General features: G+C 67.1%; 19 protein-coding genes. 13 read left to right on the top strand and 6 right to left on the bottom strand.

The genetic code is table 11. The features are described from left to right. The gene (locus ACV22W_RS22055) at positions 1–582 is read left to right on the top strand and encodes a hypothetical protein (protein WP_448021727.1); all 582 of its coding nucleotides are present in this window, start codon (positions 1–3) and stop codon (positions 580–582) included. Positions 583–689: 107 nt separating this feature from the next. Continuing rightward, a complete protein-coding gene (gene guaA / locus ACV22W_RS22050) occupies positions 690–2,309 on the top strand; it encodes a glutamine-hydrolyzing GMP synthase (RefSeq protein ID WP_448021725.1) in 1,620 nt (539 codons plus the stop codon). A gap of 184 nt (positions 2,310–2,493) precedes the next feature. Here guaA and ACV22W_RS22045 read toward each other — a convergent pair whose 3' ends face one another. From ACV22W_RS22045 to ACV22W_RS22020, 6 genes are all read right to left on the bottom strand, one after another. Continuing rightward, the gene (locus ACV22W_RS22045) at positions 2,494–2,835 is read right to left on the bottom strand and encodes a gamma-butyrobetaine hydroxylase-like domain-containing protein (RefSeq protein WP_448021723.1); all 342 of its coding nucleotides are present in this window, start codon (positions 2,833–2,835) and stop codon (positions 2,494–2,496) included. Continuing rightward, positions 2,832–3,827: a HEAT repeat domain-containing protein gene (locus tag ACV22W_RS22040; RefSeq protein WP_448021721.1), complete on the bottom strand. Its 996-nt coding sequence runs from the start codon at positions 3,825–3,827 to the stop codon at positions 2,832–2,834. Before ACV22W_RS22040 ends, ACV22W_RS22045 begins: the two co-directional genes overlap by 4 nt. A gap of 17 nt (positions 3,828–3,844) precedes the next feature. After that, positions 3,845–3,967 carry a hypothetical protein gene (locus tag ACV22W_RS22035; protein ID WP_448021719.1) on the bottom strand — a complete coding sequence of 41 codons (123 nt, stop codon included), beginning with the start codon at positions 3,965–3,967 and terminating at the stop codon, positions 3,845–3,847. A 64-nt stretch (positions 3,968–4,031) separates the two neighbouring features. Beyond that, positions 4,032–4,277: a 4Fe-4S dicluster domain-containing protein gene (locus tag ACV22W_RS22030; RefSeq protein WP_059529554.1), complete on the bottom strand. Its 246-nt coding sequence runs from the start codon at positions 4,275–4,277 to the stop codon at positions 4,032–4,034. Between the two features lie 2 nt (positions 4,278–4,279). Then, positions 4,280–6,034, bottom strand: a complete 1,755-nt coding sequence (locus ACV22W_RS22025) for a fumarate reductase/succinate dehydrogenase flavoprotein subunit (protein ID WP_448021717.1) — start codon at positions 6,032–6,034, stop codon at positions 4,280–4,282. Further along, positions 6,031–6,801 carry a GntR family transcriptional regulator gene (locus ACV22W_RS22020; RefSeq protein WP_448021715.1) on the bottom strand — a complete coding sequence of 257 codons (771 nt, stop codon included), beginning with the start codon at positions 6,799–6,801 and terminating at the stop codon, positions 6,031–6,033. The genes ACV22W_RS22025 and ACV22W_RS22020 overlap by 4 nt, the downstream gene beginning before the upstream one ends. A 306-nt stretch (positions 6,802–7,107) precedes the next feature. Here ACV22W_RS22020 and ACV22W_RS22015 point away from each other — a divergent pair, with 306 nt between their 5' ends. The 11 genes from ACV22W_RS22015 to ACV22W_RS21965 all read left to right on the top strand — a co-directional run bounded on the left by ACV22W_RS22015 (position 7,108) and on the right by ACV22W_RS21965 (position 17,318). Further along, positions 7,108–8,325: an MFS transporter gene (locus tag ACV22W_RS22015; RefSeq protein ID WP_448021713.1), complete on the top strand. Its 1,218-nt coding sequence runs from the start codon at positions 7,108–7,110 to the stop codon at positions 8,323–8,325. Positions 8,326–8,598: 273 nt separating this feature from the next. Next, positions 8,599–9,000 carry a DnaJ family domain-containing protein gene (locus ACV22W_RS22010; RefSeq protein WP_009694817.1) on the top strand — a complete coding sequence of 134 codons (402 nt, stop codon included), beginning with the start codon at positions 8,599–8,601 and terminating at the stop codon, positions 8,998–9,000. Further along, positions 8,997–9,578, top strand: coding sequence for a tRNA adenosine(34) deaminase TadA (tadA, locus tag ACV22W_RS22005; protein ID WP_448021711.1), 582 nt, complete (start codon positions 8,997–8,999; stop codon positions 9,576–9,578). Before ACV22W_RS22010 ends, tadA begins: the two co-directional genes overlap by 4 nt. A 105-nt stretch (positions 9,579–9,683) precedes the next feature. Next, positions 9,684–10,622 (top strand): muramoyltetrapeptide carboxypeptidase, encoded by a 939-nt coding sequence (gene ldcA / locus ACV22W_RS22000; protein WP_448021709.1) that lies wholly within the window; start codon positions 9,684–9,686, stop codon positions 10,620–10,622. Between the two features lie 309 nt (positions 10,623–10,931). Continuing rightward, positions 10,932–11,636 (top strand): GntR family transcriptional regulator, encoded by a 705-nt coding sequence (locus ACV22W_RS21995; protein ID WP_448021708.1) that lies wholly within the window; start codon positions 10,932–10,934, stop codon positions 11,634–11,636. A 149-nt stretch (positions 11,637–11,785) separates the two neighbouring features. Continuing rightward, a complete protein-coding gene (locus tag ACV22W_RS21990; RefSeq protein ID WP_448021706.1) occupies positions 11,786–13,270 on the top strand; it encodes an NCS1 family nucleobase:cation symporter-1 in 1,485 nt (494 codons plus the stop codon). A 10-nt stretch (positions 13,271–13,280) separates the two neighbouring features. After that, positions 13,281–14,111, top strand: coding sequence for an aspartate/glutamate racemase family protein (locus ACV22W_RS21985; protein ID WP_448021704.1), 831 nt, complete (start codon positions 13,281–13,283; stop codon positions 14,109–14,111). Between the two features lie 150 nt (positions 14,112–14,261). Beyond that, complete coding sequence (puuE, locus tag ACV22W_RS21980) at positions 14,262–15,215, top strand: allantoinase PuuE (RefSeq protein ID WP_448021702.1); 954 nt, start codon at positions 14,262–14,264, stop codon at positions 15,213–15,215. After that, positions 15,212–15,733, top strand: coding sequence for a 2-oxo-4-hydroxy-4-carboxy-5-ureidoimidazoline decarboxylase (gene uraD / locus ACV22W_RS21975; protein WP_448021700.1), 522 nt, complete (start codon positions 15,212–15,214; stop codon positions 15,731–15,733). The genes puuE and uraD overlap by 4 nt, the downstream gene beginning before the upstream one ends. A gap of 62 nt (positions 15,734–15,795) precedes the next feature. After that, a complete protein-coding gene (alc, locus tag ACV22W_RS21970) occupies positions 15,796–16,809 on the top strand; it encodes an allantoicase (protein ID WP_448021699.1) in 1,014 nt (337 codons plus the stop codon). Continuing rightward, a complete protein-coding gene (locus ACV22W_RS21965) occupies positions 16,806–17,318 on the top strand; it encodes an ureidoglycolate lyase (protein ID WP_059529590.1) in 513 nt (170 codons plus the stop codon). The genes alc and ACV22W_RS21965 overlap by 4 nt, the downstream gene beginning before the upstream one ends. The last annotated feature ends 77 nt before the right edge of the window (positions 17,319–17,395 follow it).

Below are 17,395 nucleotides of genomic sequence, written 5' to 3'. Positions count from 1 at the left end.
ATGAAACCGTTGCTGCGAGCCGTGCTGATCGTCGATGCCGTGCTGCTGCTGGCGTTCGGCGTGCTGTTCGTGCTGACGCCCTGGCAGGCGCTGTTCACCGCGCTGCAGCTGGCGAACATCCAGCCGGCGATGCTCGGCCAGGCGTTCGGCATCGCGCTGCTCGGCCTCGCGTGGCTCGCGTTCCATGCGGCGGTCAACGGCGATCTCACGGCGCCCGTCGCGCGTGCGGTCGGCCATGTGAACTGGCTGATCGGCGTGCTGGCGGTGGTGTGGTCGTTCGGCACCGGCAACGGTCCCGCGCTCGCGGCCGCCGGCCGCGTGCTGTCGACGATGGCCGGTGTCGCGCTGATCGTGCTCGGTGTCGGCGGCGTACGCCTCGCTTCGGCCGTGCGGCGGCGCGAGAAGGCGCAGGCGCTCGAGGCCCGGGACGCGCAGCGTCCGGCAGCACCGGCGCCGGCCTCCGCCCCGCAGCAGCGGGTCGAACCGGTCGTCGGCCGTCCGGCGGCGCCGTCGGCAGCCGCCGCATCCGACCGCGTGTCAGGCAGCGTCGCGTTCGACGCACGCCCGCCGTCGCAGGATTGACCCGCGATGCGTCGCGCGAGCCGCTTGCCGCCCGACGCCGTTGTCCATGCTATTGACGCAGCGCTTCATGCGCTGCTTTTCTTATTCTCTTCATCCTGTCCGCAGCCATGCACGACAAAATCCTGATTCTCGACTTCGGTTCGCAAGTCACCCAACTGATCGCGCGCCGCGTGCGCGAAGCGCACGTCTACTGCGAAATCCATCCGAACGACGTGTCCGACGACTTCGTCCGCGAGTTCGCGCCGAAGGCGGTGATCCTGTCGGGCAGCCATGCGAGCACGTACGAAGACCACCAGCTGCGTGCGCCGCAGGCCGTGTGGGATCTCGGTGTGCCGGTGCTCGGCATCTGCTACGGCATGCAGACGATGGCCGTGCAGCTCGGCGGCAAGGTCGAGTGGAGCGACCATCGCGAATTCGGCTACGCGGAAATGCGCGCGCACGGCCATACGCGCCTGTTCGACGGCATCGAGGATTTCAAGACGGCCGAAGGCCACGGGATGCTGAAGGTCTGGATGAGCCACGGCGACAAGGTTGCCGAGCTGCCGCCGGGCTTCGCGCTGATGGCGTCGACGCCGAGCTGCCCGATCGCCGGCATGGCCGACGAGGCGCGCGGCTACTACGCGGTGCAGTTCCACCCGGAAGTCACGCACACGGTGAAGGGTCGCCAGATCATCGAACGCTTCGTGCTGCAGATCGCCGGCGCGAAGCCCGACTGGATCATGAAGAACCACATCGAGGAAGCCGTCGCGAAGATCCGCGAGCAGGTCGGTGACGAGGAAGTGATTCTCGGCCTGTCGGGCGGGGTGGATTCGAGCGTCGCGGCGGCGCTGATCCATCGCGCGATCGGCGACCAGCTCACCTGCGTGTTCGTCGACCACGGCCTGCTGCGCCTGAACGAAGGCACGATGGTGCTCGACATGTTCGAGGGCCGCCTGCATGCGAAGGTCGTGCACGTCGACGCTTCCGAGCAGTTCCTCGGCCATCTGGCCGGCGTGACCGATCCGGAAGCGAAGCGCAAGATCATCGGCCGCGAGTTCGTCGAAGTGTTCCAGGCGGAAGCGAAGAAGCTGTCGAAGGCGAAGTGGCTCGCACAGGGCACGATCTATCCGGACGTGGTCGAGTCGGGCGGCACGAAGACGAAGAAGGCGACGACGATCAAGAGCCACCACAACGTCGGCGGCCTGCCGGAAACGCTCGGCCTGAAGCTGCTCGAGCCGCTGCGCGACCTGTTCAAGGACGAAGTGCGCGAACTGGGCGTCGCGCTCGGCCTGCCCCCGGAGATGGTGTACCGCCATCCGTTCCCGGGCCCGGGCCTCGGCGTGCGGATTCTCGGCGAAGTGAAGCGCGAATACGCGGACCTGCTGCGTCGCGCGGATGCGATCTTCATCGAGGAACTGCGCGGCACGACCGCCACTGCGCAGGACGCGGCCGCGGGCCTGTGCGGCGAGGCCGACGTCGGCAAGACCTGGTACGACCTGACGAGCCAGGCGTTCGCGGTGTTCCTGCCGGTGAAGTCGGTCGGCGTGATGGGCGATGGCCGCACGTACGATTACGTGACGTCGCTGCGCGCGGTGCAGACCACCGACTTCATGACCGCGCACTGGGCGCACCTGCCGTACGCGCTGCTCGGCCGCGCATCGAACCGGATCATCAACGAGGTGCGCGGGATCAACCGCGTGGTGTACGACATCTCGGGCAAGCCGCCGGCGACGATCGAGTGGGAATGATCCGGCGCCGGGGCGAGCCTCGGTAGCGGACCACGGCATCTGACGATGCGGACGCCCGGCAGGGATGACCTGCCGGGCGTTGTCGTTTGTGCGGTCGGCGAGTGACGGGCGCACGGAAGCGGTGTAAGTCGCCGTCTGGGGGAGGCCGAAACGGGCGGCCCGATGCGAGTCGATTCGTCGACGATCAGTCGGCCGAGCGGCGAGTTGTCAGCACATCGCATGATGCGATGCCCGCATCCGGCTCGCCGCTGCCAAGTTCCGCCAGATATGGCCACGGATAGATGCCGCGCGCGTGACCGTCGCCGAACAGCAGGCGGATGCCGTAACCGGCCGCTTCCACCCCGTTCAGCGTCAGGTCGAGCGGCGCGTCGACTTGCCTGCCGTCGAGCCGGATCTTCCGGCACGCGGCGCACGGACAATCGCCGCGCAACCTCGCAAAGCCGATACGCTGCGTGGTGCCGTCCGGCCAGTACAACGTCAACGCACGAGTCGCATGATCGAGACGAATCTCGGCCGGCGGCGTCATCGTGCACCTCCTCCAAGCTGTGCGATGGCGATCCGCACGGCCTTGCGTACTTCGGGATCGCGATCGTCCAGTGCGTCGCGCAGCGCGGGCAGCGTCGCGGGATCGCGCAGTTCGCCGAGCGCGAGTGCGGCCTCCTTGCGCAGGTTGCTGATCGCATGCGACAGCAGCGCGGCGACGGCCGGCGCCGCGGCGGCGTTGCGCAATTGCCCGAACGCGCGCAACGCACGCAAGCGCACCTGCCAGTAATCGTCATCGAGCGCGGCGACGAGCGGCACGCGTGCGATCGAGACACGCAGCTTGCCGAGCGTCGCGGCCGCTTCCTCGCGTACCTGCCATTCGGCGTCGCGCAGCGCGGCAAGCAACGCGGTGACGACGGCCGTGTCGCCGGATGCCGCGAATCCGACCGCGCCGACCGCGACGCGCCGCACGTCCGCATGCGTGTCGGTCGTGGCGATGCGTGCGAGCGGCGACAACGCGCGGACGTCCTTGAGCCAGCCGAGCACGGCGACGGCTTCGGCGCGCACCACCGCCGCCGGCGCGTCGAGCGCGTGCAACGCAGGCGCGAACGCGTTGGGGTCGCGCAGTTCGCGCAGCGCGCGCAACGCGGCGCCGCGCACGAACGGCTCGACGTGCTCGGCCCAGCGGCACAGCACGGCACCGGACGCGACATCCTTCAGTTCGGACAGGCTGTGTGCCGCGGTCGCGCGTACGTCCTCGTCGGAATCGAGCAGCGCGTGGCACAGCGTGTCGACGACGTCGGGCCGCTCCCAGGCGGCGAGCACCCGCGCCGCTTCGCCGCGCACGTCGGCGGCCGGATCGTCGCGCAGTGCCGCAACGAAGATCGGCACGAGATCGGGATCTTCGAGATCGGCGAGTTCGAGCAGCGCGATGCGGCGCACGGATGCGTCGGGCGCCGCAACACGCGCGACGAGCGCGGCAAGGTCGGAAGCGTGCGCGCCAGGTAGCGGGAAAGCAGGGGAGGAAGCGGTCATGGGCAAGATCCGGAGCATTAACGATGCGTAAGAGGCGTGACGAACAACACGGTCGCGCCGATCCGCGACCCAATGGCGCGCAGCAGCGTCCGCATCATGCGGCGCCTCTGCGCGTTGAGCACGCCGAACGATTCATCCATCGGCAGGATGCGCGGCCGGATGATCGGCGCACGCGCGATGTCGGCGCACGGGCGGTCCGCCGGGTCAGCGCAGCAAGTACGGGATGTCGACCTTGACCGCGCCGGTCGGGCAGTCGCGTTCGCATGGCATGCAGTACCAGCATTCGTCGAACTGCATGTAGGCCTTGCCTTTGGTCACGTCGATCGCGAGCAGGTCGAGCGGGCATACGTCGACGCAGACGGTGCAGCCCTTGTCGGCGATGCAGCGATCCTCGTCGATCGTCACGGGCGCGCTGCTGCGCAGAAAGATGTCTTGCGGGGTATGGGGCACGGTCAGGCTCCTCGGAGTCGGAGAGCGGCCGCGAGGGCGGCCGGTTCGCGGATGCGCAGGTGCGCGTAGGCGCTGCGTTCGTCGTCGGCGAGCGGCACGACATAGGGCTCGACCGGCCGCTTCTCGCTGCGCATCGTGCCGTCGGCATCCTTGCGCAACCATGTGTGGCAGAACCATTCGGCGTCGTCGCGATGCGGAAAATCGACGCGATGGTGATATAGCCCCCAGCGGCTCTCGGTGCGGAACAGCGAGGCACGCGCGGCCATTTCGGCGCAGTCGCGGATCGCGCGCACTTCGGCCGCGCGCATCAGTTCATGAGGGTGGTTCGCCTTGAGTTCTTCGATATCCTCAATAATGGCGTCAAAACGTTGCAGCCCGATTTCCATCTTGCGCGTCACCTTCGGCGGTTGCAGATAATCGTTCACCATGCGGCGCAGCTTGTATTCGACCTGCGCCGGCGCGAGGCCATGCTCGCGCGTGAGCGGTGCGAGCACGCGGGTGCGTTCGGCCGCGACCTGTTCGTCGTCCACCGGCGCGTGAACGCGGCCGGCCACGTAGTCGGCCGCGTTCTGCCCGGCGAACCAGCCGTAAGTGAACGCGCCGAGCATGTAGTTGTGCGGGACGGCTGCCATGTCGCCGGCCGCGTAGAGCCCCGGCACGGTCGTTTCGGCGCGGGCGTTCACGTACACGCCGGACGCGCTGTGGCCGCTGCAGAAGCCGATCTCGGAGACGTGCATCTCGACCATCTGGTGCCGGTAGTCGGTGCCGCGGCCTGCGTGGAAGCGACCGCGGCTCGGCCGCTCGTTCGTGTGCAGGATCTGCTCGATGGTCTGGATCGTTTCTTCGGCGAGGTGGTCGAGCTTCAGGAACACCGGGCCGTTGCCGCTTTGCAGCTCCTGGTAGAACTCCCACATCATCTGGCCGCTCCAGTAGTCGCATTCGATGAAGCGTTCGCCCTTGCCGTTCGCGGTGAAGCCGCCGAGCGGGCCCGTCACGTACGCGCAGGCCGGGCCGTTGTAGTCCTTGATCAGCGGATTGATCTGGAAGCATTCGAGGTTCGCGAGCGCCGCGCCGGCGTGGTACGCCATCGCGTAGCCGTCGCCCGCGTTGGTCGGGTTTTCGTACGTGCCCATCAGATATCCGGACGCGGGCAGCCCGAGACGGCCGGCCGCGCCGCAGCACAGAATCACGGCCTTTGCGCGGATCACGTGAAAATCGGCCGTGCGGCAGTCGAAGCCGAGCACGCCGCTCGCGCGGCCCTGCGCGTCGGTCAGCACGCGCGTCGCGACGATCCGGTTCGTGATCGCGATGCGCGCGCGCTTCAGCTGCCGGTACAGCACCTTCTTGATGTCGTGACCTTCCGGCATCGGCAGCACGTACGAACCCATGTGGTGGACTTTCTTTACCGCGTAGTCGCCGGTGCCGTCCTTTTCGAACTTCACGCCCCAGCGGTCGAGCTGCTCGATCGTCGCGAAGCTGTGCGTTGCATATGCGTATACGGCTTGCTGGTCGACGATCCCGTCGTTGGCGATCGTGATCTCGCGCGTGTACTGCTCGGGTGTCGCGTGGCCGGGAATCACCGCGTTGTTCAGGCCGTCCATCCCCATCGAGATCGCGCCGCTGCGCTTCACGTTTGCCTTCTCCAGCAGCAGCACGCGCAGCGACGGATCGCGCTCCTTCGCCTTGACCGCCGCCATCGGGCCGGCCGTGCCGCCGCCGACCACGACGATGTCGTATTCGAGTACATGGGTGTTCATTGCGGATTCCTTAAGGGTTGGTGCGTCTTCTGCCGGTCGATGCGCAGCCGGTACTGGAACGCGTCGCCGCGGAAGTACAGGTGTTCGTAGTCGATTGGCGCACCGGACGCGTCGTGCGTCAGGCGCTCGATCCGCAAGACGGGGCTGCTTTCCTCGACGCGCAGCGCATCGACGATTTCATCGTCGGCGAGGATCGCGTCGATCGACACGTCGGCGTGACCGAGCGGCACGCCGCAGTCGTTCTCGAGAACCTCGAAGATGTCGCGGGTTGCCAGATCGGCACCCGCGAGCCGCTTGCCGAGCGCCGCGGGCACCCACGTCTGCTCGAGCGACACGGGCTCGCGGTTCAGCAACCGCACGCGGTGGATCTCGGCGAGCGGTGCGCCTTCCGGCACGTTCAGCTTCGTCGCGAGATGGCGGTCGGCCTTCACGGTGCGAAAGGCGCGCAACTGGTTGACGATCTCGTAGCCCATCGACGACATCGCCTCGGCGAAGCCCTGCAGCGACGTCACGTTCTGGAATGCCTTCGGCTTCGACACGAACGTGCCCTTGCCGTGCAGCCTGAACAGCAAGCCTTCCTTCTGCAGGTCGCCGAGTGCCTGGCGCACCGTGATGCGGCTCACGTCGAACATCGTGCAGAGTTCGTGCTCCGACGGCATCCTGCTGTGCGGCGCATAAGTGCCGTCGAGGATACGCGTGCGCAGCGTGTCCTTGATCTGCACGTAGAGTGGGGCCGCCGATAGCGGCACGACGTTGGATGAGGTCATCGGTCAACTTGTCATGACAAGAGGACTCGAGTGTAGTGAGCGCGCTCGCGCGCCCAAACCAACGATTTCTGATTTCGACTTTCCGATTCCCGGAAAGCGGGGCGGTTGCGCGGCCGAGGTTCGTCCGCATCGGCGTTTTGTCGGTTGCGCGAAGCAGCAGACAATCGGAGATTCGTGCTCGCATGTGCCGCGCATGTCGATTTCTCGCTACGTCGTTCGTCGTATCGATATCGACCGGATTCGCGACGGCGTCCGCAGTCCGGTTCCGCATCGATGCCTGACCGACAGAGCGAAAGGAGGTGCCAGATGCCTGATTCCCGCTATCGCTGGGTGATCGTCGCCGCGGGCGGCCTGATGGGCTGCATCGCGATCGGCGCGATGTTTTCGCTGCCCGTGTTCCTGCGGGCCATCGCACGCGACACCGGCTGGTCGATGACCGGCATTTCCGCCGCGATGACGCTCGGCTTCATCGCGATGGCCTTCGCGAGCATCGGCTGGGGCAGCCTGTCGGACCGGATCGGCACGCGTGCGGTGGTCGTGACGGGCGCCGTTCTGCTGTCGGCGAGCCTGGCGCTTGCGAGCCGAGCGCCGTCGCTGCTCGCGTTCCAGCTGATTTTCGGGCTGGCCGTCGGCAGCGCGACGGCCGCGGTGTTCGCGCCGATGATGGCCTGCGTGACGGGCTGGTTCGACACGCACCGCAGTCTCGCGGTGTCGCTGGTGTCGGCCGGCATGGGCATGGCGCCGATGACGATGGCGCCGCTGGCGGCGTGGCTCGTGTCGGGCCACGGCTGGCGCACGTCGATGCTGCTGATCGCCGCGTTCGCGGCCGCCGTGATGATTCCGGCGTCGCTGCTCGTGCGCCGCGCCCCCGCGCTCGACGGGCCGCAAGCCGAGCCGGCGCCGGCCGGCGGGCCCGGGGCCGCGCCACTGTCGGTCGGCGGCGCGCTGCGTTCGCCGCAGTTCATCGTGCTGCTGCTGACCAATTTTTTCTGCTGCGCGACGCATTCCGGCCCCATCTTCCATACGGTCAGCTACGCGGTGACGTGCGGGATTCCGTTGATCGTCGCGGTGTCGATCTACAGCGTCGAAGGGCTCGCCGGCATGGGCGGGCGCATCGCGTTCGGGCTGCTGGGCGACCGCCTCGGCGCGAAACGCATGCTGGTGGCGGGGCTGCTCGCGCAGGCGCTCGGCGCGCTCGGCTACTACTTCGTGCGCACGCTCGACGGGTTCTACGTGGTCGCGATGCTGTTCGGTTTCATCTATGCGGGCGTGATGCCGCTCTATGCGGTGCTCGCGCGCGAGAACTTCCCGCTGCGGATGATGGGCACCGTGATCGGCGGCTGCGCGATGGCCGGCAGCCTCGGGATGGCGGCCGGGCCGGTGGCGGGCGGTTTGATCGTCGATGCGCTGGGCAACTATGGCTGGATGTACCTCGGATCGTTCGCGATCGGCGTCGGCGCGTTCCTCGTCGCGATGATGTTCCGGCCGTTTACGAAGGCGCGATCGCACGTGGTCGCCGCATGACGGGGCGGTCTCAAAACGGCGATTTCGGCGGGGCGTCGAACGCCGGTCGCCGCTGGCGAAAATAAAAAAACAGGGCCGGACGTCACCCGCGGAAACGACGTCAAAATCGCGCGGAGCCTGCTGCGGCGCAGCACAGCGGCAAGTCGCGGCGATCGGCGCGCATGCGCGCCGATTCGGCCCCTAAAAACACAATATCGAGCATGCCTTCGAAGGGCCTGTCATACGCACGTCACCCTGCTAGAATTCGGCTGCCGCATTTGTTCCGATTGACTGATGAGATTGCTTGACGCACTGGTCGAACAACGCATTGCCGCCGCTGCTGCGCGGGGCGAGTTCGACGATTTGCCGGGTACTGGCGCGCCGCAGGCGCTGGATGACGACCTCCTCGTACCCGAGGAGGTGCGGGTGGCCAACCGCATCCTGAAGAACGCGGGCTTCGTGCCGCCGGCCGTCGAGCAACTGCGCGCGCTGCGCAACCTGCAGGACGAACTGCAGGCGGTCAGCGACCGTGCCGCGCGCTGCAGGCTGCAGGCGAAGATCCTCGCCCTCGACATGGCGCTCGAATCGCTGCGCGGCGGCCCGATGGTGATGCCGCGCGACTATTGCCGGCGCATCGCGGAACGTCTGTGCGAGCGCGGGCTCGACGACGCGTCCGCCGAAGCGGGGCCGATGTGAGCGCCGACGCGCTCCATGACGCGGCAGCCGGATCGGTTGCCGCTCCCGATTCTCCCGTTTCCGAAGCCATACCCGTGTCGGCGCGCGACCTGCATTTCATGCGGCTCGCGCAGGCCGCGGCCGAAGAGGCGCGCGCGGCCGGCGAAGTGCCGGTCGGCGCGGTGCTCGTGCGCGGCGACGAGGTGATTGCACGCGGCTTCAACCATCCGATCGGCGGGCACGACCCATCGGCCCATGCGGAAATGGCCGCGTTGCGCATGGCCGCTCAGCATCTGCAGAATTACCGGATGCCCGGCTGCGAGCTGTACGTGACGCTGGAGCCGTGCCTGATGTGCGCGGGCGCGATCATGCACGCACGCATCGCGCGAGTCGTCTACGGCGCCGCCGATCCGAAGACGGGCGCGTGCGGCAGCGTGATCGACGCGTTCGCGAATCCTCAGCTCAACCACCATACCGACGTGACCGGCGGCGTGCTCGCCGACGAGTGCGGCGCCGCGCTGAAGTCGTTCTTCGCGGAGCGCCGTCGCGCGCTGCGTGAGGCGCGGCTCGCACGCGACGCCGAATCCGGCGCGCCGTAACGCCTGCCGCGCCCGTCGCCCGGAGCGGGGCGGGCAGCACGGTTCCGTGAACCGGAGACGGTTCGGACCCTCTAAGCAGGTTTGACGATCCCGATACCTTTCGCCATGTCCCTCCAGCCCGCTGCGTCCTACACCATCCGCCTGCTGGCGCCGTCCGGCTATCCGCACGACCCCGATGCGATCAACCGCGCGCTCGAGCGCCTGAGCGGCTCGCAACATCGCATCGAGAACATCGAGGCGACGCAACGCCGCTTCCAGCGATTCGGCGGCACCGACGGCGAGCGGGCCGGCGACCTGAACCGCCTCGCGGATCCGGAGCGCGCGCTGCCGGACATCGCACTCGCGGTGCGCGGCGGCTATGGCGCCGCACGCATCCTGCACGGGCTCGATTATCGCGGGCTCGAGCGCCGCCTGCGCGACCAGCCGATCGCGCTCGTTGGCCACAGCGACTTCACCGCGATCCAGCTCGCGCTGTACGCGAAGGCGCGCATCAAGACGTTCGGCGGCCCGATGCTGTCGGCCGACTTCGGCGCGGAGACGCCGAGCGACTTCACGATGCAGCACTTCTGGCGGACGCTGTCACAGCCGACCACGACGATCATCGCCGAGGCGCCGCAGGTGCAGACCGTGGACGTGGCCGGCACGCTGTGGGGCGGCAACCTGGCGATCCTCACGTCCCTCGTCGGCACGCCTTACATGCCCGACATCGAGGGCGGCATCCTGTTCGTCGAGGACGTCAACGAGCAGCCGTTCCGGATCGAACGGATGATCTACCAGTTGCATCTGTCGGGAGTGCTCGCGCGCCAGCAGGCGCTCGTGCTCGGCCAGTTCACGGGCGCGCGGCCGTTCGAGTACGACAACGGCTACGACATGCAGGCGATGATCGACCAGGTTCGTTCCGTGGTCGGGATTCCGGTCGTCACGGGGCTGCAGTTCGGTCACGTGCCCGACCTGCTGACGTTGCCGTTCGGTGCGCAGGCGCAGCTCGTCGCGAATGCGCACGGTTTCCGGCTCACGTTGTCGGACTACCCGCATCTCGGTTGAGTCGGACAGGTACGATCGAAAGGCGGGGGTCTCCCGCCTTCTTCTTTAAGTAAGCGCGCAACTAACGGTCGTAGTTTTTCGTTGCCGCCGATGAGGTTGGCGGCGGCGCGTGCACCAGGTTTGTCAACAAAATGACCGGAAGGGTATACACCGTGAGCGGCCATGGGAAAGCCGGAGACGCTTGCCGTGCCTGAATTTGGCGTACAGTGCACCGCTCTGGAACAGGGAGATGCACGCAGATTGTGCGCATTCTGAGAAAAGAATTGTTGACAATCTTTATGTCCGTCCTAGGATGAGGACCATCACGCGATGCAAAACATGAACGACTCCGATATCCATCCGTCCGGCGCTGCCGGTCCCGAAGCGATCGCCGAGCGGATCCGCACGGCGATCCTCGAGCATCGGCTCGCGCCAGGCGCGAAGCTGACGGAGGCGCAGCTCTGCGACGTATTCGGCGTGAAGCGCGGAACGATCCGGCAGGCGCTGTCGCAGCTCGCGGCCGACAAGCTGGTCGATCTCGAGCCGAATCGCGGTGCGTTCGTCGCGAGTCCGACACTGCAGGACGTGCACGAGGTGTTCGAGATGCGCCGGATCATCGAGCTGGCCGTCGTCGAGCGGCTCGCGACGGGGCCGGGCGCGAAGCGGCTGAAGGGCGTCGCGGCGCTGATCGACAAGGAACGCAAGGCGTTCGAGCGGCACGATTTCGCGGCGTGGATCCGCCTGTCGGGCGAATTCCACACGGCGCTCGCGGCGCTGACGGGCAATGCGACGCTCTGCGAGTGCCTCGACGGGCTCGTCGCACGCTCGACGCTGATGTCGGCGCTGTATGAATCGCATGGGCGCAGCCCGTGCTCGTGCGACGACCATGACGAGATCCTGACCGCGCTGGAAGCGGGCGATTCGAAGCGGGCAGTGACGCTGATGGCGCACCACCTGCAGCATGTCGAATTGAAGATGCTGGACCGGCCCGCGCAAGGGCAGGTCGATTTGCGCGAAGTGTTCGGCGGCGCCTGAGCGGCGACGCGAATCCGGCCGCGCGCCACACGACGAGAGCAATGCAGGCCGGCGGTTTGCACCGCCGGCCGCCAGTCCGACTCCGGGCGATGATCCGGAGCGATATCGATGACGGTGGAGCGGCTGTTCGGCCGCGTCAAGGAGAAGTCATGGCTCAGTTCAGTGTGGCGCACGACAGCGCGTATCCGGCGGAAGAAGGCGGCGAGGGCGGCGGGCCCGTGTTGCCGGACGGTTACAGTCAACGTTTGTACAACGAAGATTTGGCACCCCTTAAGAATCAGACGTGGGGCGCTTACAACATCTTCGCATTCTGGATGTCGGACGTGCACAGCGTCGGCGGCTACGTGTTCGCGGGCAGCCTGTTCGCGCTCGGGCTGACGAGCTGGCAGGTGCTGATCGCGCTGATCGTCGGCATCACGATCGTGAACCGGCTGTGCAACCTGATCGCGCGGCCGAGCCAGCAGATCGGCGTGCCGTATCCGGTCGCGTGCCGCGCGACGTTCGGCGTGCTCGGCGCGAACGTGCCGGCCGTGATCCGCGGGCTGATCGCGATCGCGTGGTACGGCATCCAGACCTATCTCGCATCCAGTGCGCTCGTGATCGTCGTGCTGAAGTTCTTTCCGCAATGGCTGCCGTACGCGGACGTCCATCGCTACGGCTTCCTCGGTTTGTCGGCGGTCGGCTGGGCCGGCTTCATGTTGCTGTGGGTGCTGCAGGCGCTCGTGTTCTGGAACGGGATGGAGACGATCAAGAAGTTCATCGACTTCGCGGGCCCGGCCGTCTACGTCGTGATGTTCATCCTGGCCGGCTACATGGTGTGGCGCGCGGGCTGGCGCAACATCGGCATCAACCTCGGTGGCGTGAAGTATCACGGCGCGGAAGTGATTCCGGTGATGATCACGGCCGTGTCGCTCGTGGTGTCTTACTTCTCCGGGCCGATGCTCAATTTCGGCGACTTCTCGCGCTACTGCCGCTCGTTCGGCGACGTGAAGCGCGGCAACTTCTGGGGACTGCCGGTCAACTTCCTCGCGTTCTCGCTCGTCACGGTGATCACCACTGCCGCGACGCTTCCGGTGTTCGGTGAACTCATCACCGATCCCGTCGAGACGGTCGGCCGCATCGACCATCCGACCGCCGTGATCCTCGGCGCGCTGACGTTCACGATCGCGACGATCGGCATCAACATCGTCGCGAACTTCGTGTCGCCCGCGTTCGACTTCTCGAATGTCGCGCCGCGGCTGATCAGCTGGCGCGCGGGCGGGATGCTCGCCGCCGTCGCGTCGATCTTCATCACGCCGTGGAACCTGTTCAACAACCCGGCCGTGATCCATTACACGCTCGACGTGCTCGGCGCATTCATCGGCCCGCTGTACGGCGTGCTGATCGCCGACTTCTACCTCGTCAAACGCGGCCGGCTGGTGCGCGACGACCTGTACACGATGTCGGAACACGGCACCTACTGGTACACGGGAGGCGTGAACCGCCGCGCGCTCGCCGCGCTGCTGCCGGCCGCGGTGATCGCCGTCATCTGCGTGATGGTGCCGGGCTGGCAGGCCGCCGCGAACTTCTCGTGGTTCATCGGCGCGGGGCTCGGCTTCGTGTTCTACCGGCTGCTCGTGAGCACGAAGGCCTGAGGAGCGCGCGATGAAGATCAAGCTGATCAATCCCAACACGACGCAGCGGATGACCGATGCGATGGGCCGCTGCGCGCGTGAAATCGCGGCGGCAGGCACCGAGATCGTCGCGGTGAGCCCGCCGATGGGGCCACCGTCGATCGAAGGCTATTACGACGAGGCGCTCGCGACGCCCGGGCTTCTGGCCGAGATCGCGCAGGGCGAGCGCGACGGCTGCGACGCGTACGTGATCGCATGTTTCGGCGACCCGGGCCTTTATGCGGCGCGCGAACTCGCGCGCGGGCCCGTGATCGGGATCGCCGAGGCGGCGATGCATGCGGCAAGCGTGCTCGCGCCCGGCTTCTCGGTCGTCACGACCCTCGCGCGCACCTGCGGGATGGCGTGGCATCTCGCGGAGCGCTACGGGATGAAGCGGTTCTGCCGCAACGTGCGGGCGACCGACGTCGCGGTGCTCGAACTCGACCGCCCCGGTTCGGCGGCGCGGCGAATCATCGTCGACGAATGCCGGCGCGCGCTCGACGAGGACGGCGCCGACGCGATCGTCCTCGGCTGCGCCGGGATGGCCGAATTCGCGCACGAGATCGAGCAGCAGATCGGCGCGCCGGTGGTCGAAGGCGTCACGGCGGCCGTCAAGTGGGCCGAGGCGCTCGTCGCGCTGCGCCTCGCGACCGCGAAGCGTGGCGACTATGCGCGGCCGCTGCCGAAGCGCTACAACGGCGAATTCGCGCGTTTCAGCCCGCCGGAGGGCGCGCCCGCGCCGGCCGCCGCCACGGCGCGAAGCGGAAGCGCCGCGTCGGAACCGGTCCCGAATTTGCCGCAATCGCACATACACGCCGTCTGACATGCACTATCTGCGCCGCTGTATGGGCGCGTATGAACGTTTTCGCTACACTGGGCCGTCATCGCATCGGCCCCTGCGGCCGGCCTTCGGCACCCGCGCGGGTCGATGCGAACCCATTACTTCAGCAAGCTTTCGCCGCACTTCGAACCCATGTCACTCGATCCCAACTATCCTCGCGACCTGATCGGCTACGGCCGCCATCCCGTGCAGGCGAACTGGCCCGGGCGTGCCCGCGTCGCCGTGCAATTCGTCCTGAACTACGAGGAGGGCGGCGAGAACTGCGTGTTGCACGGCGACCCGGGCTCCGAGCAGTTCCTGTCCGAGATCGTCGGCGCGGCCGCGTATCCGGACCGCCACATGAGCATGGAATCGATCTACGAATACGGTTCGCGTGCCGGCGTGTGGCGCATCCTGCGCGAATTCGAGAAGCGCGGGCTGCCGCTGACGGTGTTCGGCGTGGGCATGGCGATCGAGCGTCATCCGGAACTCGCGCGCGCATTCGTCGAGCTCGGCCACGAAATCGCGTGCCACGGCTGGCGCTGGATCCACTATCAGAGCATGACGCCCGAGCTCGAGGCCGAGCACATGCGCCTCGGGATGGCAGCGATCGAACGTGTGACGGGCGAGCGCCCGCTCGGCTGGTACACCGGCCGCGACAGCCCGAACACGCACCGTCTCGTCGCGGAATACGGCGGCTTCCTGTACGACTCCGACAACTACGGCGACGACCTGCCGTTCTGGATGGACGTCGAGGTGTCGGGCGGCGGGACGTCGCCGCAGCTGATCGTCCCGTACACGCTCGATACGAACGACATGCGCTTCGCGACGCCGCAGGGCTTCAACACCGGCGACCATTTCTTCGATTACCTGCGCGACGCGTTCGACGTGCTGTACGCGGAGGGCGACGACGCGCCGAAGATGCTGTCGATCGGCATGCACTGCCGTCTGCTCGGCCGGCCGGGACGTTTCCGCGGTCTGCAGCGTTTCCTCGACCACATCGAGAAGCACGATCGCGTATGGGTGACGCGCCGTGTCGATATCGCGCGTCATTGGCGTGAACATCATCCGTATCAGCCCAATCATCGAAACGAAGGGAAAGCATGAAGGCGATGCGTTACACGTTGGAGCAACTGAACACGATGGCGCCGAGCGCATTCGTCGCGGCGCTGTCGGGCATCTTCGAACATTCGCCGTGGGTGGCCGAGGTCGCCGCGGGCGAGCGGCCGTTCGCGAGCATCGACGCGCTGCACGGGACGATGTCGAACGCGGTGGAGACGGGCGGTGAAGTGCGCCAGCTCGCGTTGATCAACGCTCACCCGGAGCTGGCCGGCAAGGCCGCCGTGCGCGGCGAGCTGACGGCCGAGTCGACGCGCGAGCAGAGCGGAGCGGGTCTCGACCAGTGCACGCAGGAAGAGTTCGACAAGCTGCTGACGCTGAACCGCACTTATCGCGAGAAGTTCGGCTTCCCGTTCATCCTCGCGGTGCGCGGCTACGACCGGCACGGCATCATCGCGAACTTCGAGTCGCGCGTGAATCATTCGCGCACCGAGGAGCTGCGCGCGAGCCTCGATCAGATCTACCGGATCGCGCGCTTTCGCCTCGACGACCTGATCGACGCCTGACACCTCACGACGGCCTGCTGCGTCGCGGCGGCCCGATCGCATCACTGAAACAAGGAAACATCATGGCTGTTCCGCTTCTCGATCCCGACGCCCCCGACTTCACGCGGCGCTACGTGAATCTCGCCGACCCGCGCCTCGGTGCGCAGGCGCTCGAGGCCAGCGACGATTTCTTCGCGCCGAAGGACCGGATGCTGAACCCCGAGCCGGCGGTGTTCATCCCCGGCAAGTACGACGACCACGGCAAGTGGATGGATGGCTGGGAGACGCGCCGCAAGCGCACCACGGGCTATGACTGGTGCATCGTCAAGCTCGCGCGGCCGGGCGTGATCAAGGGCTTCGACATCGATACGAGCCACTTCACCGGCAACTTCCCGCCGGCCGCGTCGATCGAGGCGGCATACGTGGCCGACGGTGCCCCGACGCATGCGACGGAATGGATCGAGATCGTGCCGTCGACGACGCTGCAGGGCAACAGCCATCACTACGTCGAAGCGCGCGACGCGCGTGCGTTCACGCACTTGCGCGTGAACATCTATCCGGACGGCGGCATCGCACGCCTGCGCGTGTATGGCCAGCCGCAGCTCGACTGGGCCGGCGCGAGCGCGACCGAGCAGTTCGACCTCGCGGCAATGGAAAACGGTGGCTACGTGGTGGCCGCGAACAACCAGCATTTCGGCGTCGCGTCGAACCTGCTGCTGCCGGGCCGCGGCGTGAACATGGGCGATGGCTGGGAAACCCGCCGCCGCCGCGAACCGGGCAACGACTGGGCGATCATCGCGCTCGCGCAGCCCGGCGTGATCCGCAAGATCGAAGTCGATACCGCGTTCTTCAAGGGCAACTACCCGGACCGCTGCTCGATCCAGGCCGCGTACGTGTCGGGCGGCACCGACAGCTCGCTGATCACGCAGTCGATGTTCTGGCCGGTGCTGCTCGGCGAACAGAAGCTGCAGATGGACAAGCAGCATTACTTCGAACACGAGATCGCATCGCTGGGCCCGGTGACTCACGTGCGCCTGAACATCATTCCGGACGGCGGCGTGTCGCGCCTGCGTCTGTGGGGGACGCTCGACAAATGAAGACGCTCGCAATCGAACCGCTGACCAAGGACGCGTTCGCACCGTTCGGCGATGTGATCGAAACGGACGGCGCGAAGCAGATTCCGATCAATCTCGGCACGACGATTCGCTTTCACGATCTCGCGAAGGTCGACGTGACCGACGAAGACGGCCGCACGCTCGTCAATCTGTTTCGCGGCCAGCCGCGCACGCTGCCGTTCGAGGTGAAGATGCTCGAGCGCCATCCGCTCGGCAGCCAGGCATTCGTGCCGCTGAACGACCAGCCGTATCTCGTCGTCGTCGCGCCGGCGGGCGATCTCGATCCATCGAAGATCCGCGCGTTCGTGACGAGCGGGTGGCAGGGCGTGAACTATGCGAAGGGCGTGTGGCATCACCCGCTGATCGCGCTCGGCGGCGTCAGCGACTTCATCGTCGTCGATCGCGGCGGTGATGGTTTGAACCTGAACGAGCAGGACCTGCAGGAATCGCTGTGGCTCACCGAAGACGCGCTGGATGCACTGACGGCCTGAGCAGCGTTTCGCAGTACCGTTTCACCGAAGAGACCCGCGCGACCTGCGCGGGTTTTTTTATGCTCGTCGGGTTCGCA

Source organism: Burkholderia sp. AW49-1 (assembly GCF_053427845.1).
The sequence above is the reverse complement of the archived record's forward strand: the minus strand, read 5'-3'. Positions and strand labels throughout refer to the sequence as shown.

What these genes read in the sequence shown, in the direction of transcription:
- ACV22W_RS22055 (WP_448021727.1), top strand. Translation starts at nt 1, where the DNA reads ATGAAACCGTTGCTGCGAGCCGTGCTGATCGTCGATGCCGTGCTGCTG.
- guaA (WP_448021725.1), top strand. Translation starts at nt 690, where the DNA reads ATGCACGACAAAATCCTGATTCTCGACTTCGGTTCGCAAGTCACCCAA.
- ACV22W_RS22045 (WP_448021723.1), bottom strand. Translation starts at nt 2,835, where the DNA reads ATGACGCCGCCGGCCGAGATTCGTCTCGATCATGCGACTCGTGCGTTG.
- ACV22W_RS22040 (WP_448021721.1), bottom strand. Translation starts at nt 3,827, where the DNA reads ATGACCGCTTCCTCCCCTGCTTTCCCGCTACCTGGCGCGCACGCTTCC.
- ACV22W_RS22035 (WP_448021719.1), bottom strand. Translation starts at nt 3,967, where the DNA reads ATGGATGAATCGTTCGGCGTGCTCAACGCGCAGAGGCGCCGCATGATG.
- ACV22W_RS22025 (WP_448021717.1), bottom strand. Translation starts at nt 6,034, where the DNA reads ATGAACACCCATGTACTCGAATACGACATCGTCGTGGTCGGCGGCGGC.
- ACV22W_RS22020 (WP_448021715.1), bottom strand. Translation starts at nt 6,801, where the DNA reads ATGACCTCATCCAACGTCGTGCCGCTATCGGCGGCCCCACTCTACGTG.
- ACV22W_RS22015 (WP_448021713.1), top strand. Translation starts at nt 7,108, where the DNA reads ATGCCTGATTCCCGCTATCGCTGGGTGATCGTCGCCGCGGGCGGCCTG.
- ACV22W_RS22010 (WP_009694817.1), top strand. Translation starts at nt 8,599, where the DNA reads ATGAGATTGCTTGACGCACTGGTCGAACAACGCATTGCCGCCGCTGCT.
- ldcA (WP_448021709.1), top strand. Translation starts at nt 9,684, where the DNA reads ATGTCCCTCCAGCCCGCTGCGTCCTACACCATCCGCCTGCTGGCGCCG.
- ACV22W_RS21995 (WP_448021708.1), top strand. Translation starts at nt 10,932, where the DNA reads ATGCAAAACATGAACGACTCCGATATCCATCCGTCCGGCGCTGCCGGT.
- ACV22W_RS21990 (WP_448021706.1), top strand. Translation starts at nt 11,786, where the DNA reads ATGGCTCAGTTCAGTGTGGCGCACGACAGCGCGTATCCGGCGGAAGAA.
- ACV22W_RS21985 (WP_448021704.1), top strand. Translation starts at nt 13,281, where the DNA reads ATGAAGATCAAGCTGATCAATCCCAACACGACGCAGCGGATGACCGAT.
- puuE (WP_448021702.1), top strand. Translation starts at nt 14,262, where the DNA reads ATGTCACTCGATCCCAACTATCCTCGCGACCTGATCGGCTACGGCCGC.
- uraD (WP_448021700.1), top strand. Translation starts at nt 15,212, where the DNA reads ATGAAGGCGATGCGTTACACGTTGGAGCAACTGAACACGATGGCGCCG.
- alc (WP_448021699.1), top strand. Translation starts at nt 15,796, where the DNA reads ATGGCTGTTCCGCTTCTCGATCCCGACGCCCCCGACTTCACGCGGCGC.
- ACV22W_RS21965 (WP_059529590.1), top strand. Translation starts at nt 16,806, where the DNA reads ATGAAGACGCTCGCAATCGAACCGCTGACCAAGGACGCGTTCGCACCG.